Here is a 23,460-nt window from a genome sequence, read left to right as displayed (position 1 = left end):
CCGGTCCTCCCGGCAGACAAGAAAACTGTCACCCATCTAATCGGTCCATTCTGTTACCTATCTATCCGGTTCGGACAGAAATCGCTTTCTCCCCCACAAGGGGGGAGATCAAGCGTCGCTGCCCTACTCCATCGCGCCCGGCGCCTCGGGCTCATCCTCGGGAGGGTCGAGGATCTCAATCAGTTTCGCCACGCGGGCGCCGGGCATGGCGTGGCCCTCGTTGACCAGCGCCTCGTCGGCGCCGATCCAGGCGAAGGCCTCGCGCAGTTCCTCGAGGCTGGCGCCGGTCAGCGCGATGTCGGCGATGACGGCCTCGTCGACCGGTCCAAGCACGGAAATGATGTCGTTGCGGGTCATCTTGTCCTCCCCCATGGGTCGGGATGATTGCCGAAGGAAACGGCTGACGGCGGAGCGGGTTCCGAAAATCGGCGGGCCTGCTTCTTCCAAGCGAGGCCCAATGCTATGGCTCGCCGCATGAAACCCGCCCTCCTCCTCGCCGCCCTGCTTTCGTCCACGCCGGCGCTCGCCGACTGGAAACCCGTCGAGAAAATCGAGACCTATGCCGTCTCGGGCCAGAGCGCCGAGCAGCTTTATCTCTCGATCGGGGAGAAAGGGCCGGTGATCGGCAAGAATTCGGCCGGCAACGAACGGCGCGTCATCGCGCATACTTTCTTCAAGCTGACCTGGCAGCGCGACTACCAGCCGCAAGGCAGCGCCTGCGTGCTGAAGACGGCGCGGCCGAAGCTGATCATCACCTACACGCTGCCCAAGCCGGCGGGAAACCTTGGCTCGGCCTTGCAAACGCGCTGGGACGCTTTCGCCGCCGGGCTGATCGCGCATGAGAAGGTGCACGGCGCCGGTATCGTCGACATGGTGGACAAGATCGTCGTCTTCAGCACCGGCCTTAGCGCACAGAACGATCCCGGCTGCACGAAGGTCCGAGCGGAGCTGACGGCCTATCTCGACCAGCTCTCCAAGGCGCAGCGCCAGGACAGCCGCGACTTCGACAAGATCGAGTTCGGGCAGGATGGCAACATGCTGAAGCTGATCGCGGCGTTTCTCGCCGGGGGCTAGCAGAGCGGCACCAACTTCGCTGCTTCGCGGATGGCTCGCGCGGCGCCGGGATTGCTGACCGGATAGCCAGAGATGAAGCCCTCGACCGAGAAGCCGGGGAATTCGGTGCGCAGACGGTCCGCGATGGCTGCGGCCTCGCGATCTTCGCCTAGTGTCGCGTGGGCGAGCATCAGGAAGATCAGCACGTGCGGCGAATCCGGCGTGCTCCGTCGCAGCGCGGCTATGGCTTCCCGGTGCCTGCCGGCCGTGAACAGGACGCGCCCCTGCATGCCGAAATACCAGGGCGGGGCAAGCGGGTTGAGTCGCATGGCGCGCTCGATGAGCGGGATGGCTTCCGCCGGATCGCCGGCGACCAGCGCCTTGCTGCCGGCAAGCAGCGCCAGCGTGTCGGCATGGTTGGAACCGCATTCGAAGGCGCGCCGGTGCGCCCTTTCAGCTGCCTCCAAATCGCCGAGGCAACCCATGAGATCGCCGAAGCAGTTGTGCGCAGTGCTGTCGCTCGGGTCGAGCCGCAGCGCATTCTCGGCCGCCCAGCGCCATTTGGCGATCGAGGCGCTCAGATTGTCGCCGAAGCCGTTGCACGCCTCGATCGAATAGGCGTAGGCAAGTTCGGTCCAGGCCTTGACCAGGGTCGGGTCAAGCTCGAGCGCGCGTGAAAACAGCCTGATGGCTTCCCTGTTGCCGCTGCGGCTGAAGGTGTTGTGCTGCTCGACGCCCAGCAGATAGCAGTCATAGGCGCGCAGGCTGGCCGGCGGCTTGCGAAGGATTGCGTTGCGGCCGACCGTGGCGATCGCTCCGAAACAGCCGGCAAGCACGTTGATCACGCTTTCGGTCAGGCTGTCCTGCAGCGCGAAGACGTCCTCGACGGACCGGTCGAAGCGTTCGCTCCACAGGCTGACGCCGGTTCGCGCATCGGCCAGCTCCATCGTAAGCCGCACTCGCTGGGTGTCGGCGCGCAACTGACCGGACAGAAGATAGGCAGCGCCCAGGGCCTTGCCGTCGGCGGCGAATTCGGCCGGCTTGCTGCCCAGCGCCTTCATGGTGTGGAAGGCAATGACCGGCAGATCCGCGTAGCGCGCAAGGTCGATGGTGATGTCGGATGACAGCCCGCGAGCAAAGCGGCGCCATTGCTCGTCGGCGCTCAGGCATTCGACGGGAAATATCGCAAGGACCGGCGAAGTGTCGGGCACGGCCGGCATGGCTGTGACGGCGTTGATATGCATGGCAAGCGCGACCTTGCTGCGGACGCCGAGCTTTTCGTAGATCGCGGCGAGATGGGTGCGCACGGTGGATGGCGCGATGAACAGCGCCTCGCCGATCTCGCGATAGGTCAGGCCAGCCGCGAACCTTTCCGCCACCGCACGCTCGCGCTCGGACAAGGCCGGCACAGGCTGGCGCGCTGAAAGCGCGGCCGGTATGGACGCAGCGTCGTGGTTCATCTCGATTCCTGCCCGCGGACGGCGACATTATCAACGCCCCGCCCCCCGCAAAATACTACAAATGCAGGACCCAAAACACTGCATGCAGCCGATGGATCGACCGAGCGTGGCGGTTCAGGCTCCCGGCGTGCCCTCGATGAGGGCCGTTCTTCCGAGGAGCCGACGATGAAACCAATATTGAACACGATTTCCGATTTTTACGGCGCCGTGCGGCTCGACCTCCGCGACCCGCCGGCCGGAGAAAGCTTGACGCGTCATCCCGGGGTGCTCGGCCTTTTGGCCGTGTGGCACGAACGAGCCTGCTTCCGCGAGGAGCTGGCGCTCAAGGCGCGCTATACGCCATATCTGATCGGCGATATCGGTCTGACCATGGACGAGGTGCGGGAGGAGCTCGCTAAACCGTTCTGGCGCCGATAGGCCTCAGAAACTCACCACCACCGCAGCCGCGCTCCGAGTCGCCGGCCCATGAAACACCGCCTCGATGTTGTTGCCATCAGGGTCGAGCAGGAAGCAGGCGTAGTATCCGGGATGGTAGCGGCGTTCGCCGGGCGCGCCATTGTCCTTGCCGCCGGCGGCGAGCCCGGCTTGGTAGAAGGCATCGACCATGGCGCGGTCCTTCGCCTGGAAGGCGAGATGGTGACGGCCGGTGAGCACGCCAAGTGCGGCGCGGCTGTCGAGACTGGAGATGAACAGCTCGTCGGCCCAGAAGAAATCCTCAGCCTCGCCTCCGATCGGGATCCCCAGTACCTTGAAAACGGCTTCGTAGAAGCGCCGGCTCGCCTCGAGATCCCGCACCACCAGCTGAATATGGTCGATGAGGCGGCCGCGATAAAGTTCCATGAGCGATATCTCCTGATCACGAGATCGCAAACTACCGTCGCTGAGCGCCGCGTCAATTCGGCGGTGCTTTTTCTGTCAGGCTCGCCTTGTTGCCACAGCACCTCGAAGCTCTTTCAGCAACGCAGCCTCCCACGGCGACGGCCCTTTCTCCATGTCGCGGCCGAGCCAGTCGAGGAGGTAGCAACCGAAATCGCCTTTCGGATTCTCGCCAAGGCCCCGGTCCCGCGCCAGCCGCAAGAGACGCCCGGCATAGTCTTGCGGCGAAAACCGGCCGCTTGCCAGTTTTTCCATACCGGTCGATTTCCAGAACGGATACGGGTCCGCGGCATTGCCGAGCCGACCGATGAAATAGGTCTCGGCCAGTTCCAGACGCTTGCCTTCATCGCCCTCATTGCGGAGCATGAGCGGCAGTGTTTCCGACAGGAAGAAGTTCTCGTGGTCGGTGTCGATCAGCGCGCCGTAGCGCAGCAGCAAGGCGTTGCTGCCCCGGTCGAGCACAGCAAGGGCGCGCGCTGCGTAGCCGAAGGCCCCAACGGCCGTGTCTTCGCTGTAGTAGGGTTCATAATATGCGCCGATCAACGGATTGAGGTTTTCACAGACCGCCTCCAGCAGACGGGCGGTGGCCGGTGCTGCTGCCAGGCAAGTCTGTTCGACATGGGCGAAGAAGGTTTTCTCATCGAGCTTCTTGCGGCCGTCGAGGAATTCAGCGCGCAGCTTATTGTCGTGCGGCCGCTGATTGATGTCAGGGCCGATCTGCGCGGTGAGCGCATCGATAGCCGCCACGCAGCCGGCCTCGTCCATGGCGGCGAGGTCGACACGATAGACACTGCGCTTTTTCGCCAGTTCCTCGGCCTTCTGCGCCAGCTTTACGTCGGCTTCGGCGCTGCCATCGGCCGCAATCGGGCGGCATTCGTCGTCAAGGCGCGAGATGATGCGGATTGCCGTGGTCGCAGCCTGCGCGGTGCCATCTGCAATGGCGATCTCGTTGTCAAACAGCATCTCCAGCCGCCGTCCATCGCGTGGCGTGGCGGATTTGAAATTCGCCGCGCATGGCAGCCAGGTACCGGTTCGCATGCCAAAGCGCTCGAACCTGAGCTTCGGCGAGTGCTTTCCATCGACACCGATACAGGCGACGAAGTTGTTTTTTTGAACCCAGAACGCCTGGCCATCCGGCTGCCAGCCGATCATGTCGTTTTCGCCGAAGCCGAATTTGTGCAGGTTCGAGCTGACATTGGCGTAGAAGCTTTTCTCCTCGGGCCAAAGCAAGTCGGCGTTCTTGTGGCTGAGATTGCGCCAGGTCGATTGCGGGTTTTCCTTGAGGAAATTCGACAGCTTGCGGTAGATCTCGCCGCGCCTGGCAGGTCTGCCCTCCTTCCACGCATTCATGTCCAGATGGCCTTCGTCCGGCAACTCATACGCGGTCATCCACATCGGGGCGGCGACGGCAACGATGCGCAGTGGATGTGCCTCCCAGATTTCGAGCCCGAAGCTGAAATAGTCCTCGCCCTGTTGCGTGACATGCGGCAGGCGCGAATTGTCGGAGCGTAGCCAGTGGCGTCCGTCAGGGCTTGGCGAATGCAGGCTTTCGTTGGAATTGCTGCCCTGGCATGACGCCGTTTCGACAGCCCCGGAGCGTGGGTCTATAGAGGCCAGTCCGGGATCGCGCCGTCCGGCATCGCCAACAAGGGCCGGGTAAACGATTTTGCCATGGCCATCCACCACCGCGTTGCGGACCGGCATGATGCCCCCTGGAACGCCTTCGACAGTTTTGGCCACGGCCTGCTGCTCAAGATCGACAACGCGCAGATCGACCGATCGGATTCCGTGGCTGACCAGATGGTAGAGCATGCGTCCGTCGGGACTTCGCAGCATCTGGTGGTCCGCGTGTTGGTGCGACGGTTTGCCGTTGGTGTCCGTCGCCGGCGGCAGCCTGAGGTTGCGGCGCAGCGACCGGGCCGTGGCATCGTAGATGAACAACCCTTCCTTGGGATCGAAGAACCAGGCAAGACCGGATGGCGAGATGCCGTGCCGGGACGGAACGTAGTAGCCCGGACTCGGCTTCATCACCCATGGCTCGGAAGCGCCGAGCGTGACGGCAAAGTAATGTGTGTTCTTGATGTGCCTTACGACATCCATGATCCGCCTCCGCACAGGCTTTCTAGGCGAGCCCGGTTAACTTGAGGTGTGGCCGACATTGCCGGCAGAGACCTCGTGCCGGCCGCCCCTGCCATGTCAGGATGGACTTGCACGCAAACCGGATAAAAAATGCAACCGGATTGTCGGATTTGGAGTCGAGCCAACGTCCTTCGAACGCAAGCGGCACAACCGAACTGGGAGAAATTGCGCCGCATCGAACCGATTTCGGGAGCAGAACCATGAACCATTCCTATCGTTGGGTCATCGTCGCGGCCGGCGCGCTGATGACCTGCGTGGCGCTCGGCGCCATGTTTTCGCTGGCGATCTTTCTGGAGCCGATGTCGCTCGACACGAACTGGTCGCGCACCGGAATTTCCAGCGCCATGACTTTGAATTTCCTGGTGATGGGTCTGGGCGGTTTCGCCTGGGGCGCGATCTATGACCGGGTCGGCGCCAGGCCCGTGGTGCTTGCGGGCGCCGTGCTGCTTGGCCTGTCTCTGGTGGTGGCGAGCCGGGCCACGTCGCTCATCGTGTTCCAGCTGAGCTACGGCGTCATCGTCGGGCTGGCGGCCAGCGCCTTCTTCGCGCCGATGATCGCGCTCACCACCGCCTGGTTCGACACCAATCGCAGCCTCGCCGTCTCGCTGGTCTCGGCCGGGATGGGCGTCGCGCCGATGACGATCTCGCCCTTCGCCCGCTGGCTGATAACGGCCTATGACTGGCGCACCGCGATGTTCGATATCGGCGTCATGGCCTGGTTGCTGCTGTTGCCCACCGTCTTCCTGGTGCGCCAGCCGCCAGCGGCGGTCGCGGCCAGCGACGGCGCGCCGGCACCCGCCGCTGACGATCCCGGCATGAGCGTCGGCCAGGCGCTGCGCTCGCCGCAATTCATCGTGCTCGGCCTCACCTTCTTCGCCTGCTGCGCGGCGCATTCGGGCCCGATCTTCCACATGGTGAGCTATGCCATGTCCTGCGGCGTGGCGCCGATGGCAGCCGTGTCGATCTACAGCGTCGAGGGGCTGGCCGGCCTCGGTGGGCGCGTGCTCTACGGCGTGCTCGGCGACCGGCTGGGCGTCAAGCCTGTGCTGGTCACCGGGCTTGCTATCCAAGGCCTGGTGATCGCCGCTTATCTCACCGTCGGCCAGCTCGAGCAGTTCTACCTTCTGGCCGTCATTTTCGGCGCCACCTATGGCGGCGTGATGCCGCTTTACGCTGTGCTGGCGCGCGAATATTTCGGCCTGCGCATCATCGGCACCATCCTCGGCGCGGCCACGATGCTCTCCAGCCTCGGCATGTCGCTCGGGCCGCTCGCCGGCGGCATGATCTATGACGCCACCGCCAGCTACCATTGGCTGTTCATCGGCTCGGCGCTGATCGGGTTGGGCGCGGCCGGGATCGCGATCGCCTTCCCGCCGCAACCCAGCCGGCAGAAGCTGCAGATGGCTTGAGAACTGCCGATCTGATCTCCCCCCTTGCGGGGGGAGATTGGCCAATCGCCTCAGCCGGTTCCCGTGCCCGTGCGCACTGCCTCGCGGTCGCTCTCGTCGCGTTTCACCCGCTCGTCGGAGATCAGCACCACCGGGCATGGGCCGCGGCGCAGGACGGCCGTCGTCGTCTCGCCGAAAATCAGTTCCTCGCCCTGGCGCCGCGCCACGCCCATGACGATCAACGCCACGCTGCGGCCGGCCTGGCGGGCGATGGCATCGGCGGCGGCGGCCCTCGAGCGGATGGCCGTCTCGATCTCGACGCCATAGCGGTCGGCAAGGGCCACGATGTCCTTCAGCACCGCCTCTCGGCGGCGATGCGAGACCGTGTCGCGCGGCTCGTCGCGGCCGACCCTGGCGACATAGAGCATCTTGACCGGCGCGCCGGTGACGGCGGCGATGGCCAAAGCCAGCTCGGCGCCTCGGCGCGCAACCGCCGTGCCGTTGACCGGCACCAGGATCTTGCCGGATTCCGGGCCGAGCCGAGGCATCTGGCGGCCAGCGGTCGCCGGCTTCAACACCAGGCAGAGCGGCCCGTCAAAAGCGCCGGCGACTTCATTCAACCGTTGCGAGAAGCCGCCCTTGGGGGTGACCGCACGGCCGAGGCCGACGAGCAGCATGCCGTAGCCCTTGCGCGCCTCCTTGGCGACCGCCTCGGCCGAAAGCACCTCGTGCTGGCGTCGAGTGACCGGCGCTTCGCGTGCCGGCGTCTCGTCGCCCTTTTTCGCCGCCTCGCGGCTGTCCTCCGCACCCTTCTCAATCTCCTCCAGATGCAGCCCCTCGGTCGGCTCGGCGTCGATCTCGCCGCTGGAATGCAGCGCCGTCGTCGGCTTGCCGGCGCCGATGACGCCGGCGAGATAGGCGGCGAAGCGGCCGACGACGCCCTCGTCGACCACCACCAGAAGCCGCTCCAGACTGGCGACGAATCCGCGCTGGTCGACCTCCTCGCGCTCCAGCCGCTTCTTTTCCTTCTCGCCGATCGGCAGGCGGCGCAACGCCCAGCGCAAGGTCGGCGGCATGATCAAGGTGGTGATGACGGCCATGGTGACGATCATGGTGAAGAGGTTGTGCGAAAGCACGCCCATCGACAGGCCGATCGAGGCGACGATGACCTCCGTGGAACCTCGCGCATTCATGCCGCAGCCGACAGCGATGCCTTCGGCGCGGCTCATGCCGGCGACCTCCGCGCCAATGAAGGCGCCGCCGAATTTACCGATCGAGGCGATCACCACCAGCGCCACGGTGAGTAGCGCGAGCTGCGGATCGACAAGCACGGTGAGATCGGCCGACAGGCCGGCGACGCCGAAGAAGACCGGCATGAACAGCGCGGTGATGATGCCGCGCAACTGTCCTTCGATGTGGCGCGACAAGATGGGCGACTCGCCCACCAAAATGCCGGCGACGAAGGCGCCAAGCACGGTGTGCACGCCGATCAGGTCGGTGATCAAAGCCATGGCGCCCATGATGGCGAGGATGACGGTGACGACCGCGTATTCCGAGCGGAAAGTGTCGTTGGTCCAGCGGATGGCGTCGAAGACGATGCGGCGTCCTAGCGTGAAGGAAAACGCCATGAAGGCGGCGACGCCGGCGATGGTAAAGGCCAGGTTGCCGATCTCGATACGCCCCTTAGTGGCGATGCCGATGGTGATGGCAATGATCACCCAGCCGATCGTGTCCTCGATGATGGCCGAGGAGACGATGATCTGGCCGAGGTCGCGGCGCATGAAGTTCATGTCGCGCACCACCATGGCGACGATCTTGACCGAGGAGATGGAGAGCGCGGTGCCGAGGAACAGCCCGGCGACGATGCGCTCGCTGCCGGCGGCAAGCAGCGTGGCCGGCATGAACTGGGCGGCGATGAAGCCGAGCGCGAAGGGCATGGCGACGCCCGCGGCCGAGATGGAAAAGCAGGCGCGGCCGACGCGGCGCACCAGCCTGAGATCCGTTTCCATGCCGGTGAGCAGGAGCAGCATCAACACACCGAGTTGGGCGATGGCGTTGATCATCGACTTTTGCGATGGGTCGTCGGCGAAGATCAGCCGCTCGGCCGCCGGCCAGACCCAGCCGAGCAGCGAGGGCCCGAGCAGGATGCCGCCGATCAGCTGTCCCATCACCGCCGGCTGGCCCAGTATTTCCAGCACCTCGCCGATGCCGCGGCCGACGACAAGCAGCAGGATCACCTCGGCGACGAAAATGCCTTCCGAGGACATGCCTGTCTTCTCGGCGGCGAAGGCGACGGCGGGCATCAGGGCGAGCGCCGCAGCACCAAGCGCGATCGACCAACGCCGATTGAGTATTTTGGACAAGGTGTCTCCCCTCGATTTCGCGTCATAACGGTTTGGCCGGTGCTTCGGTTGCACGACGTCGAAGCTGCCAATCTCCCCCTCGTGCGGCAGATGTCCGGCAGGACAGACGGGGGCGCGAAGGAATGCGGCTTCGCAGCCAGAAGCGTTAACATCTGCCGATCAGGCATGGGACATGCAGCAAGAGAGACAGGGGCAGAAGTTGGTGCTCTACGGCGCCCCCTCTGCCCTGCCGGGCATCTCCCCCCAAGGGGGGAGATCGGCAGTTCCGGCGCCGTATCCTACAATTCTAATCAAATGCCACCGCCGATCTTTGCTTCCCGGTAAATCGACTCGGCGATGGTCGCGCCGTGGCGGGCAACAAGGAGAAGCTAATGAAAAGCGACTTTGCCGCCGCCCACCTGCACCTCGATCGGGCCTGCCATTACCTGCGCGGCGACGATGAAACGAGCCGCGCGGCGCTTGCGGCGCTCGACCTTGTGATCGATGCGGTGGCGGCAGCCCAGCATGCCAGGCCGATAGCCGATGTGCTGCCCTTTCCGCGGCGCGCGAATGGTGGTCTTCCCCCGCTTGCATCCTGACTTATCCGCCTGAAAAGGCGGGAACATTCTGGCCGGCCGCACGTTATGAGGATTGGGTGTGGCCGGCCGATCTCAAGTCGGGGCGGTCGGCCATGGCGGTGGGAGGCGCATGGCAGAGGGATGTCCCAGACAAGGGCCACAAAACCAACCGACGCGGCTTGGCCGACAGAGGCGGCTGCGCCGGTAAGATCAACAGAGAAGGCCGCGCCGCCGCGCGCTTCCGACACGCTGGCGCTGAAGCTCAGCTCCCCCGAATTCACCACGACGCTGTCGCATTTCCATCGCGCCGAGATCGCGCGCATGGCCGGCTGGCGCGACCGGCTCGACCGCACCAGCAACTGGGCGATCACCGTGGTGGCGGCGATGCTGTCGGTGTCGCTGTCGACCCCCTCCGCGCATCACGGCGTGCTGTTGTTCGCCATGCTCCTGATCACGCTGTTGTTGTGGATCGAGGCGCGGCGCTATCGCTTTTTCGACGTCTACCGCGCCCGCGTGCGGCAGTTCGAGCGCTATTATTTCGCGCAGATCTTTTCGCCGCAGCCGGATTACGCTTCCAACTGGCTCGCCATCCTCGGCGAAGGCCTGCGCTCGCCGCGTTTCCTGATCACGCAGCGCGCGGCGCTGATCAGGCGGCTGCGCCGCAACTACATCTTCATGTACACGATCCTGCTGCTTGCCTGGATCCTGAAGATCACCACGCCGAGCCTGTCGCGCGACGGTTCACCCATCGGCTTCGGTGCCTCGCTCGTCGACACGTTCCGGGTGGCGACACTGGGCCCCATCCCCGGCGTCGTCGTCGTGTGCGGGGTGGCCGGCTGCTACCTCGCGCTGCTGGCCGCGGCGTTCCTGGTCCGCGCCGATGACGGCGAGCTGTCCTTCGGCGACGTGCATGTGTGAAACAGCGGCGTGGCAAGCACTTTAGCCATGCTTGCTGGAGCGTGCCGCGCGATCACAATCCCGGCGGCCTGACAAAGCCGTCGGTCAGGCGCGACAGCGCCTTGGCGGCCGCCAGCAGCTTCATGTCCGAATGGCGGCGGCCGACGAGCTGAGCGCCGATCGGCAGGCCTTCTCGGTCGAGGCCGATCGGAATGACGACGGCCGGATGACCTGTCAGGTTGAAGCGACAGGCGTGGCTGAGCGCGCTCCAATAGGGCGTCTCGACACCATCGACCGGAATCGGCATTCCCATCTCCCGGTGGCGGAAGGCGGTGCACATCATCGCCGGACAGACGAGCACGTCCCAATCGCCAAAGAAGCGCTCCCATGCGTAGATGAATTCGTCCCTCTGATTGAGCGCCTCGAGATAGGCCGACAGCGTGGGGGAGTTTTCCGGCGGCGGCTGAAAGGCCTGCGAATACCAGGTGATGAAGTCCGAAAACAGCGCCCGCTCTGCGGCGAAATCATGTGACGGCAGGGCCTGTCCGACCCGTGCGCCGCCAGCGTCGATCGCGCTGGCAAGACCGGCAATCGCATCGGCGATGTCGCGAGCGGTCGGCACGCCGGGGAATTCCGGCGCGAAGGCGATGCGCAGCCGGTCGAGCGGCGGCTCCGGCTCCTCGTCCGTCGCCACCGGCGGCACTTCGGTGTCGAGGCCGTCGGCGCCGGCGATGACGCGGTGGGCAAGGATGAGGTCGTCGACGTCACGTGCAAGAGGCCCTATGTCGAACAGCAATCGGAAGCTGCGCGGTATGTCGGGCGGATCGGCATAGCTGCCGGTGATCGGCACGGTTGCCTGCGTCGGCTTGAAGCCATAGACGCCGCACAGATGCGCCGGCACGCGGATCGAGCCGCCGGCGTCGCTGCCGATCTCCAGCGGAGCAAGCCCCGCGGCTACCGCCGCCGCCGCGCCGCCACTGGAGCCACCCGGCGTGCGCGTGACATCCCAGGGATTGCCGGTGCGGCCGAAGATCGGGTTGACGGTCTGCAGGTCGCGCAGCCTCGGCGGCACATTGGTCTTGCCGATGATGATGGCGCCGGCCTTGCGAAGGCGCGCGGCAATGGTGCTGTCAACCGTCGGTACATGGTCGGCCCAGGCCCTCAGGCCGATCGTGGTGCGCATGCCGGCAGTGGCGTGGCCGTCCTTCAGCGTAACCGGAACGCCGTGCAGCGGGCCCACGGTCTTGCCGCGCGCAATGGCTTCGTCGGCTACCCTGGCGCCGTCGCGCGCGGCCTTCTCGTCGAGGGTGACGATGGCATTGAGGAGCGGATTGATGGCGGCGATCCGCTCCAGCTGCGCCTCCATCGCCTCGCTTGCGCTCACACGCCGCTCGCGGATCGCCGCCGCCAGTTGGGTGGCGGTCAGGAAGGTGGTGCCGGTGGCAAGAGCGGCGGTCATGTGCGTGGTCTCCCTGTGTTGGGGGGAGTTAAGGCAGTAGGGAGCAATAGCCTGTGGTTTCCCCTACTGCCCTAGCCCTTGATCCCTCACTATCTCACTGCCCGCCCATCTCCTTCTTGAACTGCTCGAAGTCGACCTGCATGCCGTTGAAGATGGTGCTCCAGTGGCGGGTCAGAGCCGCCATGGCGACCGCTTCCTGGATCTCTTCGTCGGTGGCGCCGGCGCGCTTGGCGTCCTGCGTGTCCGACCAGATACAGTAGCTGCAGGGGATCTGCGCGGCGACCGCCAGCGAGATCAGCGACTTGACCTTCGGCGGCAGCGCCGTCTTGTCGCTGAGCTCGATGGCCTTGACCTCGGCCCAGGCGCCGGGCAGACCGGCCTTCGGGAACTGTTTCACGAAGCTCGGCACGCCGCCCATCGTCGACTGGATGTCCTTCAGCGTCGCATCGTAATCGTCGGCCTGGGCAAGCAACGGCGTCGCGAGCATGGCAAGCGAGCCTAGAACGACGGCGCGGCTCAATCTGACTGCGAGAAAGGCAAACATCGGAATTCCTCCTTGCTGTGGTTGACGCGCCGGCAACCGGCCGCGTGACCTAGACAGGATGATGGGGCGCATCGAAAAGTTCGCCGGGCCGGCGAACTTCACGAAGATGTCATTCCTCGAGGCGCGGCGGCCGTTCGCAGGTGTGGACGCGCATCACGCGCACCTGGCGCTCGCCGTGGACCAAAACGACGGCGAAGCTTGGCGGGCAATGGAACGGGTTCTCCGGCGGGTTGACGAAATCGCCCTCGAGCACGGTGACGTTGGCGCTGACCAGCGCCCGCACCGGCTCATGGCGAACCCCGGCGCCGACATCCTCGTCGATGGCCTCGCCGAACAGGTGACGCCCAATGCCGCGCGGCCCTCCGGCGAAGGCGATGTCGAGCTCCTCGGCATAATGGGAAAGCACACGCTCCTTGCCGCCGTGCTGCAGCGAGCGGTATTCCTCGGTGTAGAAAGCCAGCCGCTCCGCCACCAGCTTCTGATGCTCCCTGTCGGGCAGGCCGGCCGATGCAAGCAGCAACTCCGAAAGCCTGATCTTGGCGTCAGCCAGCCGGCTGCGCACGGTGCCCACCGGCACGCCCAGAATGGCCGATATCTCCTCGTAGCCCGGCGAGCTGCCGAAATAGCGCAGCATCACGGTAGCACGTTGCATTTCCGGCAGATGCGCCAGCGCAGCCCACACCCAGTCGCGCAGGTCGCGGCTTTCGATGCGGCTCTCGATGCGTTCCTCGTCGGCGAGCTCGCGGAATGCGCGCTCGGTTTCGGCAGGTCCGGCACAGGGCCGGCGCCGGCGCAGCGCCATCAGGCAATGGTTCCTGAGGATCGAATGCAGCCAGCCGCCGACGGCGGCGGGATCGCGAAGGCCGTCCAGCCGGACGAGCGCGGTGAGGAACGTGTCGTGGACCGCGTCCTCGGCATCGCCGGTGTAGCCCAGCATCGACAGGGCCATGGCATGGAGTTGCGGACGGTAGCGCTCGAACAATAGACCGAAACCGTGCGCCTCACCGAAGCGCGCAGCCATCACCAGCGCCGCATCGGGCTGGCCTCGACCGCGATCAAAACCGGCTTGCCCCATGGCCTGATCCCCTGCCCTGATCATATCACAAGAGACAGGATGCGATGAGGGGCCGGAAAGTTCGGATGCATGCGTCCATCGACTCGAACTCGTCTAACTCAGCGAAAGCGCCGACCGGAACTCCTGCGTGCTGTTGCGGCTGGGATAGGGCTCGTCCGGCACGGGAATGCCTAGATGGGCGCAAAGCGGCGCCCAGCCGTCGCCGAGCTTGTGGACCAGCAGACGTTCGGTAGGCACGGCGTTCAGCACCGCCTCGACATTGTCCCGGTAGATCGCGATCGCATGGGCGCGATCCTGCGGGCGGCCATCAAAAACCTGTTTCGACACGAGCGAGATGCCGAGCGAGTCCCGGTCCATGCTGCCGGCGATGGCGGGCAGGAGCGTCTTTTCGAAACTCTCCCACCAGCTTTCGGGCGAGCGCCAGGTGAGGATGACGCGCGCCTGGGGATAGATTTCGATCAGATCGCGCCAGTAATGCGCCGAGGGCCAGTCGACGCAGGATTTATAACCGGCAAAGAGCCTGTCCCAGTCGGGCGCGGCGCCCTTGGCCAGCGCCCGCCAGAGCAGCTTCTGCTCCTCATGCGCCATCACCTCCGACATATGATGGCAAGGGCCGAAGCCGAGCATGGTCAGCGCCTCGCGCATCGAATCAGTCCCGGTCCGGCCGAAGCCGGCTCCAATCACCTTGAGCGACATTTCCCCTCCTCCGCTTCTCCCCGTCTTCAAGCGGTTGCGATCAATCTCCCTGGACCACGAGCCGCAGGCGGTTGCCTTCCGGATCGGCGGTCGAGATAACGGGACCGTCCCTTTTCGCCGGTATGTCGGCCGCTTCGAGCCTGCGCTCCACGGCGGCGAGCTCCTGCGCCGAGCCAAGCTCGATGGTGAAATGGTCGAGGCCGGCGGCACCCGGCGGCGGCTCGCGCAGCTCGTCGCGCGCCCAGATGTTGAAGGCCACCATATGGGCGCGGCGCTCCGTGCCGCAGTCGAACATGCCGAAGGTCCGGGACTGGATATGCGGCCGGAAGCCGAGCACGCCGAGATAGAATTTCATCAGCATCTCGGGCGCGCGGGCGCGCAAATGGATGTGGCCGATAAAGGCATCCTGCGCCATCTTCGGCTCGATATGGCCGGAGTTGCCGAGGTCGCGCAGCAGGCCCGACACGTCCAGCGGCTCGAGCCCCGAATGCGCGCTGCCGTCGGTGGCAATCAGCGTCACGCGGCCGTTGGGCGACACTTCGCGGCGCAGCAAGCGCTCCGGCGTGTCGAAGCAGATCTCGATACCGTTGCCGGAGGGGTCGGAGACATAGAGCGATTGCGAAACCAGGTGATCCTGGGCGCTGGACCGTAAGCCAGATGCCTTGAGGCGGGCCGCTGTATGCGCGAGATCGCGGCGGCTGGTGATATGGATGGCGACATGGAAGAGATCGCGCGACTTCTGCGGCAGCGGTGTCTCCGCGCCGGCATGCAGCACGATCAGCGTCCGGCCGCCGGCGCCAAGCTCCGCCATGGTGGCGTCCTCGCCAAGCAGCGCCAACCCAAGCGCGTCGCGCCAGACGTTCAAGGCCGCCGGCATGTCGGTCACCCTGAGATGGACCGGCCCGAGACGGGTCACCGGAGACAGCAATCCTTCGTCCATCGTCGTCTGTCCGATTGCGGCCAATGACATATTAGCTGTGAATGAATTGCCTGTCGCGCTCCAAGTTCGGGTTGACCCGTTCCCGGCGGGCGGCGACTATTGCGACGGCCGGTTCTTCTGGAATTGGTTCAGCAGGAGGAGATCGCATGGACGAGACCGAACAGTGGCGCAACATGGCGAGTGCGCCGCGGGACGGCAGCCGCATCCTGGTGACGGTGCGCTCCTCCGAGCAGGGACCAGCCGAGGTCGACATGGCCTATTGGTCACGCGCCGACCAGTTCGGCGAGGAAGGCTGGCGGGCGTCGGACTCCTCGCCCGGCCGCATCGTCGAATATGCAGAACCGGAACTCAGATGCTGGATGCCGCTGCCTACCGCAGGGCGCGGGTCGATGCCGAGCCCCTGGGAGGGAGATGACGTGCCGCTGGTGGACGGCGACGGGATTTAGGGCGCCCCTTGCCTTCTCCCCTTGTGGGAGAAGGTGGAGCCTAATCCTCAGAACAAAAACGCCGCCGTGGCCGGATCAGGCCCCGTCCGGCCATCACGCGAATCCAGGCCATGGATGGTCTGCATGTCGTCCGCGTCCAATTCGAAACCGAAGACGTCGAAATTGCCGGCGATGCGCTCCTGGTGGATCGACTTCGGGATGACGATCAGCCCTTCCTGCAAATGCCAGCGGATGATCACCTGCGCCACCGACTTGCCATGCTTCTTCGCCAGCTTCTCCAGCGTCGGGTCGGAAAGCAGTCGGCCGCTGCCCAGCGGGCTCCAGCTCTCGATACGGATGTTGTGCCTGGCGTGAAAATCGCGCTTGTCGCGCTGCTGGAAGCGCGGATGCAATTCGATCTGGTTGACGACCGGCGTCACGCCGGTCTCGCCGATGATGCGCTCCAGATGATCCCGGTTGAAGTTCGACACGCCGACCGACTTGATGCGCCCGGCCTTCTGCAACTCGACCAGCGTCTTCCAGGCCTCGACATATTTGTCCTGGCTGGGCACCGGCCAGTGGATGAGGAAAAGGTCGATCCTGTCGATGCCGAGCTTCTGCATCGTGTCGTCGAAGGCGCGCAACGCTGCGTCACGCTGGTGCGCGCCGTTGCGCAGCTTGGAGGTGACGAACAGCTCGCCGCGCGGCACGCCGGCGGCGCGGATCGCCTCGCCGACGCCTTCCTCGTTGCGATAACCCTCGGCGGTATCGATCAGCCTGTAGCCGGCCTCGACGCCCCAGCGAACGACCTTGGCCGTGATGTCGGGATCGACCTGCCACACGCCGAGCCCAATCTGCGGGATGGCGGCGCCGTCGTTCAATGTGAGCTGTTCGGACATGGGGGATCCTTTTAGGAGGGAGGGTGGTGCCGACTATGTAGGCCGTGGATTGGGGAATGCCAGTCAGTGATAGAGAAGACGGCGCGGCGCCGAAGCTGCCAATCTCCCCCCTCGTGGGGGAGATGTCCGGCAGGACAGAGGGGGGCGCCGTAGAGTAGAAACGCAGGTGAACCTGCCTCGGTCTAATGCACCCATGCCGCATACACCACTCCCACCTCGACATCGAGCCAACGCGAAATCGATGCGCAAAGTCATGACCGACGCTGAACTGAAGCTTTGGAACGAGCTTCGTGCTCACCGGCTGATGGGTTTGGGCTTTCGCAGGCAGTTGCCGGTCGCGGGCTATATCGTCGACTTCGCTTGCCCGAAGAAGAAGCTGATCGTGGAAGTGATGGATCACAGCATGGAGATGCCGACATCACCTTCGCCGACGAGACCAGAACCAAGCGCTTGGAGCTGGATGGCTGGACCGTCCTGCGCTTCTGGAATGACGACGTTATGCGCGACATCGACGATGTGTGTCAGCACATCGTAATAGCAGCCGGCCTTGCCTGAGAGGTCGGCGGGACAGCGCCCCCCTCTGTCCTGCCGGACATCTCCCCCACGAGGGGGGAGATTGGTTATTTCGCCGCCGGCTCCGCCCACAGCAGAGAAGGGGAAGGTTAGCCCCTCGCCCCGAACCGCAAGCCATCCATCAGAAGCTTCACCAGCCGCCCCGACCGTTCGCGCCAGTCTGGCGTGTTCGGCGCGGAGTAGATGCCGCCCAGCGCGTGCATCACATCGGAGGCGTCGACATCGGCGCGGATTTTCCCCGAGGCGGCGGCGGCCTCGATCAGGCCTCGCATGGCGCCGGAGACGCGGCCGGACGTGTCGGAGAACAGCGTCGAGTTGGTGGTGAGCAATAGGCGCAGGCTGGTGGCGAGGCCACGCTTGGTCGCGATGTAGTCGACGAAGCGCTGCATCCAGAACTCCAGCGCGACATCGGCCGGATGCTCGCGCGCCAGTTCGTCAGCCGCCTGGCAGAGCCCTTCCACCTCGCGGCGATAGACCACCTCGACCAGATGCTCGCGCGTCGGGAAATGGCGGTAGAGCGTGCCGATGCCGACCCCTGCCCGCTTGGCGATCTCCTCCAGCGAGGCATCGACGCCGTCGCTCGCGAAAGTCTGCGCCGCCACCTCGACCAGTCTGTCGCGGTTGCGTTGCGCATCGGCGCGCAACGGCTTTGGCGCCGGCGCGTCGCGCGTCGCTTCAGCGGTCATTTCCCGGTCGGGCACTTTTTTCTCCACCAATGCAATATGGGGGGTTGAACCATGGCTGGCCAGACCCCAGTTAAATAAACGGAGGCACCTCCGTTTTAGTGGAGTGCTTTTATCATATAACCAGGGGAAGCGGTATGTCACGTAGAGAAGGACGGGAAACGCACCCTGGTTGGTGGAGACGGGCGGAGACGGTGGAGTGCTTGATCTCCCCCCTCGTGGGGGAGATGGCCGGCAGGCCAGAGGGGGGCGCTGTCCCGCCGATATATCAATCGATAACAAGCGCTCCCTTCCGGCAGATTTCTCTCCGCGAGCATAAATCGCAAAACGCCTCGTTCCTTCGCGCCCCCCTCTGCCCTGCCGGGCATCTCCCCCACTGGGGGGAGATTGGCAGCTTCTACGCCTTGCCCCTCACCTCCCAAGCCCCATTTCCATCCGCTCAAGCGTCCAGCAATTGGAGCCCGACGCCCCATGAATGACCAAGTCACCATCAGTCCCACCACGCTTTCCCTCCACCTCACCATCAACGGCCGCGACAATTCCCTCGACGTCGAGCCGCGCGTGACGCTGCTCGACGCGCTGCGCGACCGGCTGCATCTCAGCGGCACCAAGAAGGGCTGCGACCACGGCCAGTGCGGCGCCTGCACCGTCCATGTCGACGGCGAGCGCGTGCTCGCCTGCCTGACACTGGCGGCTCAGGTCGAGGGCCGCTCGATCACCACCATCGAAGGGCTCGCCGACGAGGACGGCACGCTGCACGCCGTGCAGGCCGCCTTCCTCGAGCAGGACGCCTTCCAGTGCGGCTACTGCACGCCGGGGCAGATCATGTCGGCGGTGGCCTGCATCCGCGAGGGCCATGCCGGCTCCGACGAAGAGATCCGCGAATACATGGCCGGCAATCTTTGCCGCTGCGGCGCCTATCCGAACATCGTCGCCGCCGTCCGCCAGGCCGCACAGGAGCTGCGCTCATGAGAGATTTTTCCTACCTCCGCGCCGACAGCGTGGAAGCCGCGCGCAACGCCGCCGCCCTTCCCGGCGCCATGCTGCTCGCCGGCGGCACGACGCTCATCGACCTCGCCAAATGCGGCGTCGCCGAACCTTCGACCGTCATCGACATCAGTCACATCGAGGGGCTCAACGCCATCGACGCCACCGCCGACCGCGCGGTGATCGGCGCTCTGGCGAAGATGAGCCATGTCGCCGACAATGCCGAGGTGAAGAACCACTTTCCGGCTGTATCGGAGGCGCTGTGGCAAGCGGCCTCGGCGCAGCTGCGCAACATGGCGACCATCGGCGGCAACCTGATGCAGCGCACGCGCTGCCCCTATTTCCGCGATCCGCAAAACTTCCCGGCCTGCAACAAGCGTGCGCCGGGCAGCGGCTGCTCGGCGATCGGCGGCGTGACGCGCGGCCATGCCGTGCTCGGCGTGAGCGAAGCCTGCATCGCCACCTATCCGGGCGATCTGGCGGTGGCGCTCGTCGCCTTCGACGCCGAAGTCGATCTTGGTGAGCGCAAGCTCAAGGTCGAGGACTTCTTCCTCGCCCCCGGCGCAACCGCCGAACAGGAGCACGACATCCGCCCCGGCGAGGTCATCACGGCCATCGAAATCCCCGGCTCGGCCGCGGCCAGGCGCTCGACCTACATCAAGGTGCGCGACCGCCAGTCCTATGAATTCGCCGCAGCCAGCGCAGCAGTGGGGCTGGAGCTCGAAGGCGACGGCCGCACCATCCGCGACATCCGCGTCGCGCTCGGCGGCGTCGCCACGAAGCCCTGGCGGGCGCGCGCCGTCGAAGAGGCGCTGAAAGGCAAGCCGCTCGACGAAGCCACGATCCGCAAGGCGAGCGAACTCGCCATCGAAGGCGCCGTCGACCATGGCGCCAACCACTACAAGATTGCGCTGGCGCCGCGCGTGATCGCGCGCGCCATCCTCAAATTGGGAGGGACGGCATGACCGTTCATGACATGAAACACGCCGCGTCCGACAGCGCGCGCCTCGAAGTGGTCGGCGGGCGGCTGTCGCGCGTCGACGGCCCGGCCAAGATCACGGGTGCCGCGCACTACGCCGTCGAGCAGCAGCTCGAGGGGCTGACGCATGCGGTGCTCGTCGGCGCGACCATCGCGGCCGGCAAGGTGACCGCCATCGACAGCAGAGCGGCCGAGACCGCGCCCGGCGTGCTCGCCGTGCTGACGCCCGACACCATCATGGAATTGAAGGGCGCATCGGACTGGCTCGGCAACCCGCCGCCGCAGCCGACCTACGCGCCGCTCGTGCGCGAGGTCACCTTTTCCGGCCAGCATGTCGCGGCCGTGGTGGCCGAGACGTTCGAGCAGGCGGTGGCGGCGGCCGCGTTGGTCAAGGTGTGGTATGACGAGAGCCCGGCCATCGTCGACCTGAGCGACGGCAAGGCGGGCGACGGCATCCCGATCGACGCCATGACCAAGGAATGGGGCGACGCCGAAGCCGCCTTCGCCGAGGCGCCTGTGCGCATCTGCGCTGCCTACAACATGCCGCGCGAATTCCAGGCGGCGATGGAGCCGCATGGGCTGATCGCGCGCTGGGAGGGCGAGGAGCTGACCATCTGGGAACCGAGCCAGTGGCTCGACGGCATGGCGCGCACCTACGCCGAATGGTTCGGCGTGCCGTTCGAGAATGTTCGGCTGGTCTCGCCCTATATCGGCGGCGGCTTCGGCTCCAAGGCGCTGGCGCTGGCGCACAGCGCGGTCGCGGCGGCTGCCGCCAGGATGCTCGACCGGCCAGTGAAGCTGGTGCTCAACCGGCCGCAGAATTTCACGTCCTATGGCGGCCGCGCCGCGACGCGGCAGACCGTTGCCATCGGCGCCGACAGGGACGGCAGGATCCAGTCGATCGTGCACCGCGGCGTCAACGAGACGGCCGTCGACGGCATGTGGGTCGAGCCGCTCGGCTCCGTCACCTCGATCATGTATGCCACGCCCAACTTCTCCTCGAAGCAGAATGTGGTGCGGGTCAACACGGTGGTGCCGGGAGCAAAACGCGCGCCCGGCGAGAACCCGAGCGCCTTCGGCATCGAAAGCGCCATCGACGAGCTTGCCTATGAGCTCGGTATCGATCCGCTGGAGATGCGGCTGATCAATTATGCCGAGCAGGACCCGCATGCAAAGAAGGCGTGGTCGACACGCCAGTTGCGCGAGGCCTTTGCCGCCGGCGCGGAAGCCTTCGGCTGGGCGAAGCGCTCACCTGAGCCGCGCTCGATGCGCGACGGCCACCAGCTCATCGGCTGGGGCATGGCGGCCGGCACCTATCCGGTGCGGCGCGCGCATGGCGAGGCGGTGGTGAAGCTCATGGCCGACGGTTCGGTCGAGGTCGAAAGCTCCTCCATCGACATGGGCCAGGGCACTTACACGATCCTGGCGCAGACCGCCGCCGAGACGCTTGGCGTGCCGGTGAGCCAAGTGTCGGTGAAGCTCGGCGATTCGCATTTCGCCCGCGCCGGCGTCACCGGCGGCTCGCGGCTCGCCGGCGTCATGACCGGCGCCGTCTACAAGGCGGCGGGCCAGGCGCTGGACGAGCTGATAGGGCTGGCGCTCTCCGACCCGCGCTCGCCTTTCCAGAGGCTGCAGGCAAATACGCTCGTCGTCCAGGACGGCCGCATCGCCTCGCCGCGCGGCGAAGGGCCGGAGCTGTCGATCGCCGAGTTCATGGTGGCGATCGGCCGCGACCAGATCGAAGCCAAGGGCGACACGCTGCCGGCCAACACGACGCCGCAAGAGCGCTACAAGAACTATACCACGATAGCCATGTCGATCCCGCACACCGAAGGCGACTATTCGCGCCATTCCTGGTGCGCGCATTTCGTCGAGGTGCGCGTCGACGAGGATTTCGGCACAGTGCGCGTGTCGCGCGTGGTGTCTGCGCTGGACTCGGGCCGGCTCTACAACCCCAAGCTGGCGGAAAGCCAGTGGAAGGGCGGCATCATCATGGGCATCGGCCAGGCGCTGCTCGAAGAAGGCATCGTCGACCGCCGCCACGGCCGCATCGTCAACGGCAATTTCGCCGACTACATGCTGCCGACCAACGCTGACATTCCCGACATCCAGACCATCTCGGTCGGCATCCCCGACCCGCACTCCTCCGCCCTTGGGGGCAAGGGCGTGGGCGAACTGGCAATCGTCGGCATCGCGCCGGCGATTGCCAACGCAGTGTTCCATGCGACGGGGAAAAGGGTGCGGGATCTGCCGATCACGCTGGAGAAGTTGATCTGAGGTCGGCGCCGGGCACCCCTCTGCCCTGCCGGGCATCCCCCGGCGAGATCGGCGGCTTCGGCGCCGCCGATTCCACCTCACTTCGTATTGATCGCCGAAGCGGGCCGGTAGGTGTCCATGATCGCGCCGAGGCGCTCACCGGCCGAGCGCGCATCGTCATCTTCTCGGTGCCGGCGGTCGTGCATGCGTTTACGGCACAAGCAAAACCCGGCGCGGTGGCCGGGGTTCGATGTTGGCGGGAGGATGCAGATCAGAACTTGTAGCTGAGGCCGACCCGCAGATCGTGCGTCTTGAGATCGACGTTCGTGGCCGTGGCAAGACCATCTGCTATCGAGAGATCCTTGTTGCCGAAGTCGGAGTAGCGATATTCAACCCGAGCGATCCATTTATCGGTGAAGGCGTGCTCAACGCCAGCTCCAACCGTCCAGCCAACATGGGTTTCGTCGTGGAGTAGTATGTTGCCGCTGGGGGTGCCGGTGATCCCAGTCACTTCATACTTGGCCGCGGCCACGCCTACGGTGAGGTAAGGCAAGGTCCGATCGAAAGCATAGCCAGCCCGCAGTCGCGCCGAACCCGACCACTTGATTTCGCTCTTGAGCAACGTGCCGCTCCCGGCCAAGGTCGTCAGTCCATCTACATCATTGTACGCAATGTCGGCCTCGGCACCGAGCACGAAGCGGTTCGCCATTTCGTGATTGAAGCCGACATGGATGCCGCCAATGAAACCGTCCGGGTCGAGGGAACTGATAAGGTCGGTGCCCCCACCGCCGGAGCCGGCGATTAAAAGATCGGAGTTTCCGGCGGCGTAACCGAAGTGAACACCGGCATAGAGGCCAGACCAGTCGTAGTCGGCGGCAACGGGCAAGGTTTCATTGATATCCGCAGCGGACGCCATGCCGACAGACGTGAGAACAAAGGCCGTAGCGAGAAGAATCGTTTTCATTGCTTGCTGTCCCAATGTTGCTTCCCCAGCCGCGAAATGCTCGGCGGCGATCCGGGTGTCATCGAGGTTTTGCATTGTTCGCCAGCGGCGTCTTGGGCTGAGCCGCACCCGAATTGTCCTGGAGAGCGCCGCAACGCTTTCCCGGACAGTGTGGCCATACAGCCTCAGTCGATTGCCGCTCTGGACGCGGCGTTTGGGTGTGAGTCTACTTGGCACCGCCCGGCGTCGACGAGGAATTCGGCACGGC

22 protein-coding genes and 1 pseudogene are annotated in these 23,460 nt (G+C 65.4%); 10 read left to right on the top strand and 13 right to left on the bottom strand.

Annotated elements, in window-relative coordinates; all coding sequences use genetic code 11:
* Positions 1-123: 123 nt before the first annotated feature.
* Positions 124-357 (bottom strand): hypothetical protein, encoded by a 234-nt coding sequence (locus FJ956_RS25880; RefSeq protein ID WP_140681606.1) that lies wholly within the window; start codon positions 355-357, stop codon positions 124-126.
* 117 nt (positions 358-474) lie between these two features.
* Between FJ956_RS25880 and FJ956_RS25875 the strand changes: the two genes are divergently transcribed.
* Positions 475-1,074 (top strand): DUF922 domain-containing protein, encoded by a 600-nt coding sequence (locus tag FJ956_RS25875; RefSeq protein WP_140681604.1) that lies wholly within the window; start codon positions 475-477, stop codon positions 1,072-1,074.
* Here FJ956_RS25875 and FJ956_RS25870 read toward each other — a convergent pair.
* Complete coding sequence (locus FJ956_RS25870; RefSeq protein WP_140681602.1) at positions 1,071-2,513, bottom strand: LuxR C-terminal-related transcriptional regulator; 1,443 nt, start codon at positions 2,511-2,513, stop codon at positions 1,071-1,073. The two genes, FJ956_RS25875 and FJ956_RS25870, sit on opposite strands and share 4 nt — an antisense overlap.
* A 177-nt stretch (positions 2,514-2,690) precedes the next feature.
* On the opposite strand from FJ956_RS25870, the gene FJ956_RS25865 reads away from it, so the two are divergent.
* On the top strand, positions 2,691-2,930 hold the full coding sequence (locus tag FJ956_RS25865) for a DUF1127 domain-containing protein (RefSeq protein WP_210243612.1): 240 nt from the start codon (positions 2,691-2,693) through the stop codon (positions 2,928-2,930).
* A gap of 3 nt (positions 2,931-2,933) precedes the next feature.
* Here FJ956_RS25865 and FJ956_RS25860 read toward each other — a convergent pair whose 3' ends face one another.
* Both FJ956_RS25860 and FJ956_RS25855 read right to left on the bottom strand, forming a co-directional pair.
* Positions 2,934-3,362 (bottom strand): VOC family protein, encoded by a 429-nt coding sequence (locus FJ956_RS25860; protein WP_140681628.1) that lies wholly within the window; start codon positions 3,360-3,362, stop codon positions 2,934-2,936.
* A gap of 66 nt (positions 3,363-3,428) precedes the next feature.
* Positions 3,429-5,330: a hypothetical protein gene (locus tag FJ956_RS25855; protein ID WP_140681600.1), complete on the bottom strand. Its 1,902-nt coding sequence runs from the start codon at positions 5,328-5,330 to the stop codon at positions 3,429-3,431.
* A 398-nt stretch (positions 5,331-5,728) separates the two neighbouring features.
* Here FJ956_RS25855 and FJ956_RS25850 point away from each other — a divergent pair, with 398 nt between their 5' ends.
* The gene (locus FJ956_RS25850; protein ID WP_140681598.1) at positions 5,729-6,937 is read left to right on the top strand and encodes an MFS transporter; all 1,209 of its coding nucleotides are present in this window, start codon (positions 5,729-5,731) and stop codon (positions 6,935-6,937) included.
* 50 nt (positions 6,938-6,987) lie between these two features.
* Here FJ956_RS25850 and FJ956_RS25845 read toward each other — a convergent pair whose 3' ends face one another.
* A complete protein-coding gene (locus FJ956_RS25845; protein WP_140681626.1) occupies positions 6,988-9,219 on the bottom strand; it encodes a cation:proton antiporter in 2,232 nt (743 codons plus the stop codon).
* Positions 9,220-9,650: 431 nt separating this feature from the next.
* On the opposite strand from FJ956_RS25845, the gene FJ956_RS25840 reads away from it, so the two are divergent.
* Both FJ956_RS25840 and FJ956_RS25835 read left to right on the top strand, forming a co-directional pair.
* A complete protein-coding gene (locus FJ956_RS25840; RefSeq protein ID WP_140681596.1) occupies positions 9,651-9,857 on the top strand; it encodes a hypothetical protein in 207 nt (68 codons plus the stop codon).
* 120 nt (positions 9,858-9,977) lie between these two features.
* Positions 9,978-10,754, top strand: coding sequence for a DUF2270 domain-containing protein (locus FJ956_RS25835; protein ID WP_140681594.1), 777 nt, complete (start codon positions 9,978-9,980; stop codon positions 10,752-10,754).
* Positions 10,755-10,806: 52 nt separating this feature from the next.
* Here FJ956_RS25835 and FJ956_RS25830 read toward each other — a convergent pair whose 3' ends face one another.
* From FJ956_RS25830 to FJ956_RS25810, 5 genes are all read right to left on the bottom strand, one after another.
* Positions 10,807-12,192: an amidase family protein gene (locus FJ956_RS25830; RefSeq protein WP_140681592.1), complete on the bottom strand. Its 1,386-nt coding sequence runs from the start codon at positions 12,190-12,192 to the stop codon at positions 10,807-10,809.
* 94 nt (positions 12,193-12,286) lie between these two features.
* Complete coding sequence (locus FJ956_RS25825; RefSeq protein WP_246672173.1) at positions 12,287-12,679, bottom strand: carboxymuconolactone decarboxylase family protein; 393 nt, start codon at positions 12,677-12,679, stop codon at positions 12,287-12,289.
* Between the two features lie 166 nt (positions 12,680-12,845).
* Positions 12,846-13,811: a sigma-70 family RNA polymerase sigma factor gene (locus tag FJ956_RS25820; protein ID WP_140681590.1), complete on the bottom strand. Its 966-nt coding sequence runs from the start codon at positions 13,809-13,811 to the stop codon at positions 12,846-12,848.
* A 93-nt stretch (positions 13,812-13,904) separates the two neighbouring features.
* Positions 13,905-14,507, bottom strand: a complete 603-nt coding sequence (locus FJ956_RS25815) for a sulfotransferase family protein (RefSeq protein ID WP_140681588.1) — start codon at positions 14,505-14,507, stop codon at positions 13,905-13,907.
* Positions 14,508-14,547: 40 nt separating this feature from the next.
* Positions 14,548-15,447: a VOC family protein gene (locus FJ956_RS25810; RefSeq protein WP_140681586.1), complete on the bottom strand. Its 900-nt coding sequence runs from the start codon at positions 15,445-15,447 to the stop codon at positions 14,548-14,550.
* Between the two features lie 146 nt (positions 15,448-15,593).
* Between FJ956_RS25810 and FJ956_RS25805 the strand changes: the two genes are divergently transcribed.
* A complete protein-coding gene (locus tag FJ956_RS25805) occupies positions 15,594-15,893 on the top strand; it encodes a hypothetical protein (protein WP_140681584.1) in 300 nt (99 codons plus the stop codon).
* A 47-nt stretch (positions 15,894-15,940) separates the two neighbouring features.
* Here FJ956_RS25805 and FJ956_RS25800 read toward each other — a convergent pair whose 3' ends face one another.
* Positions 15,941-16,771, bottom strand: coding sequence for an aldo/keto reductase (locus FJ956_RS25800; RefSeq protein WP_140681582.1), 831 nt, complete (start codon positions 16,769-16,771; stop codon positions 15,941-15,943).
* A gap of 193 nt (positions 16,772-16,964) precedes the next feature.
* Between FJ956_RS25800 and FJ956_RS25795 the strand changes: the two are divergent.
* A pseudogene (locus FJ956_RS25795) lies at positions 16,965-17,326 on the top strand (DUF559 domain-containing protein).
* A gap of 107 nt (positions 17,327-17,433) precedes the next feature.
* Here FJ956_RS25795 and FJ956_RS25790 read toward each other — a convergent pair.
* Positions 17,434-18,030, bottom strand: coding sequence for a TetR/AcrR family transcriptional regulator (locus FJ956_RS25790; RefSeq protein ID WP_140681622.1), 597 nt, complete (start codon positions 18,028-18,030; stop codon positions 17,434-17,436).
* A gap of 468 nt (positions 18,031-18,498) precedes the next feature.
* Between FJ956_RS25790 and FJ956_RS25785 the strand changes: the two genes are divergently transcribed.
* Genes FJ956_RS25785 through FJ956_RS25775 form a run of 3 tightly spaced genes read left to right on the top strand, consistent with a single transcriptional unit; the run spans position 18,499 to position 22,270 of the window.
* A complete protein-coding gene (locus FJ956_RS25785; protein ID WP_181170315.1) occupies positions 18,499-18,999 on the top strand; it encodes a (2Fe-2S)-binding protein in 501 nt (166 codons plus the stop codon).
* On the top strand, positions 18,996-19,979 hold the full coding sequence (locus FJ956_RS25780; protein ID WP_140681580.1) for a xanthine dehydrogenase family protein subunit M: 984 nt from the start codon (positions 18,996-18,998) through the stop codon (positions 19,977-19,979). The genes FJ956_RS25785 and FJ956_RS25780 overlap by 4 nt, the downstream gene beginning before the upstream one ends.
* Positions 19,976-22,270 carry a xanthine dehydrogenase family protein molybdopterin-binding subunit gene (locus FJ956_RS25775; RefSeq protein ID WP_140681578.1) on the top strand — a complete coding sequence of 765 codons (2,295 nt, stop codon included), beginning with the start codon at positions 19,976-19,978 and terminating at the stop codon, positions 22,268-22,270. The genes FJ956_RS25780 and FJ956_RS25775 overlap by 4 nt, the downstream gene beginning before the upstream one ends.
* Before the next feature lie 250 nt (positions 22,271-22,520).
* Here FJ956_RS25775 and FJ956_RS25770 read toward each other — a convergent pair whose 3' ends face one another.
* The gene (locus FJ956_RS25770; protein WP_246672172.1) at positions 22,521-23,288 is read right to left on the bottom strand and encodes an outer membrane protein; all 768 of its coding nucleotides are present in this window, start codon (positions 23,286-23,288) and stop codon (positions 22,521-22,523) included.
* Positions 23,289-23,460 lie beyond the last annotated feature (172 nt).

Source organism: Mesorhizobium sp. B2-4-3 (assembly GCF_006442815.1).
Lineage (GTDB): Bacteria > Pseudomonadota > Alphaproteobacteria > Rhizobiales > Rhizobiaceae > Mesorhizobium.
This window is presented reverse-complemented; position numbering and strand designations above follow the sequence as displayed.

Bases quoted from the DNA above. Each gene is read 5' to 3' on its own strand.
- FJ956_RS25880 (WP_140681606.1), bottom strand. From the start codon at position 357: ATGACCCGCAACGACATCATTTCCGTGCTTGGACCGGTCGACGAGGCC.
- FJ956_RS25875 (WP_140681604.1), top strand. From the start codon at position 475: ATGAAACCCGCCCTCCTCCTCGCCGCCCTGCTTTCGTCCACGCCGGCG.
- FJ956_RS25870 (WP_140681602.1), bottom strand. From the start codon at position 2,513: ATGAACCACGACGCTGCGTCCATACCGGCCGCGCTTTCAGCGCGCCAG.
- FJ956_RS25850 (WP_140681598.1), top strand. From the start codon at position 5,729: ATGAACCATTCCTATCGTTGGGTCATCGTCGCGGCCGGCGCGCTGATG.
- FJ956_RS25845 (WP_140681626.1), bottom strand. From the start codon at position 9,219: ATGCCCGCCGTCGCCTTCGCCGCCGAGAAGACAGGCATGTCCTCGGAA.
- FJ956_RS25840 (WP_140681596.1), top strand. From the start codon at position 9,651: ATGAAAAGCGACTTTGCCGCCGCCCACCTGCACCTCGATCGGGCCTGC.
- FJ956_RS25835 (WP_140681594.1), top strand. From the start codon at position 9,978: ATGTCCCAGACAAGGGCCACAAAACCAACCGACGCGGCTTGGCCGACA.
- FJ956_RS25830 (WP_140681592.1), bottom strand. From the start codon at position 12,192: ATGACCGCCGCTCTTGCCACCGGCACCACCTTCCTGACCGCCACCCAA.
- FJ956_RS25825 (WP_246672173.1), bottom strand. From the start codon at position 12,679: ATGCTCGCGACGCCGTTGCTTGCCCAGGCCGACGATTACGATGCGACG.
- FJ956_RS25820 (WP_140681590.1), bottom strand. From the start codon at position 13,811: ATGGGGCAAGCCGGTTTTGATCGCGGTCGAGGCCAGCCCGATGCGGCG.
- FJ956_RS25815 (WP_140681588.1), bottom strand. From the start codon at position 14,507: ATGTCGCTCAAGGTGATTGGAGCCGGCTTCGGCCGGACCGGGACTGAT.
- FJ956_RS25810 (WP_140681586.1), bottom strand. From the start codon at position 15,447: ATGGACGAAGGATTGCTGTCTCCGGTGACCCGTCTCGGGCCGGTCCAT.
- FJ956_RS25805 (WP_140681584.1), top strand. From the start codon at position 15,594: ATGGACGAGACCGAACAGTGGCGCAACATGGCGAGTGCGCCGCGGGAC.
- FJ956_RS25800 (WP_140681582.1), bottom strand. From the start codon at position 16,771: ATGTCCGAACAGCTCACATTGAACGACGGCGCCGCCATCCCGCAGATT.
- FJ956_RS25790 (WP_140681622.1), bottom strand. From the start codon at position 18,030: ATGACCGCTGAAGCGACGCGCGACGCGCCGGCGCCAAAGCCGTTGCGC.
- FJ956_RS25785 (WP_181170315.1), top strand. From the start codon at position 18,499: ATGAATGACCAAGTCACCATCAGTCCCACCACGCTTTCCCTCCACCTC.
- FJ956_RS25780 (WP_140681580.1), top strand. From the start codon at position 18,996: ATGAGAGATTTTTCCTACCTCCGCGCCGACAGCGTGGAAGCCGCGCGC.
- FJ956_RS25775 (WP_140681578.1), top strand. From the start codon at position 19,976: ATGACCGTTCATGACATGAAACACGCCGCGTCCGACAGCGCGCGCCTC.
- FJ956_RS25770 (WP_246672172.1), bottom strand. From the start codon at position 23,288: ATGCAAAACCTCGATGACACCCGGATCGCCGCCGAGCATTTCGCGGCT.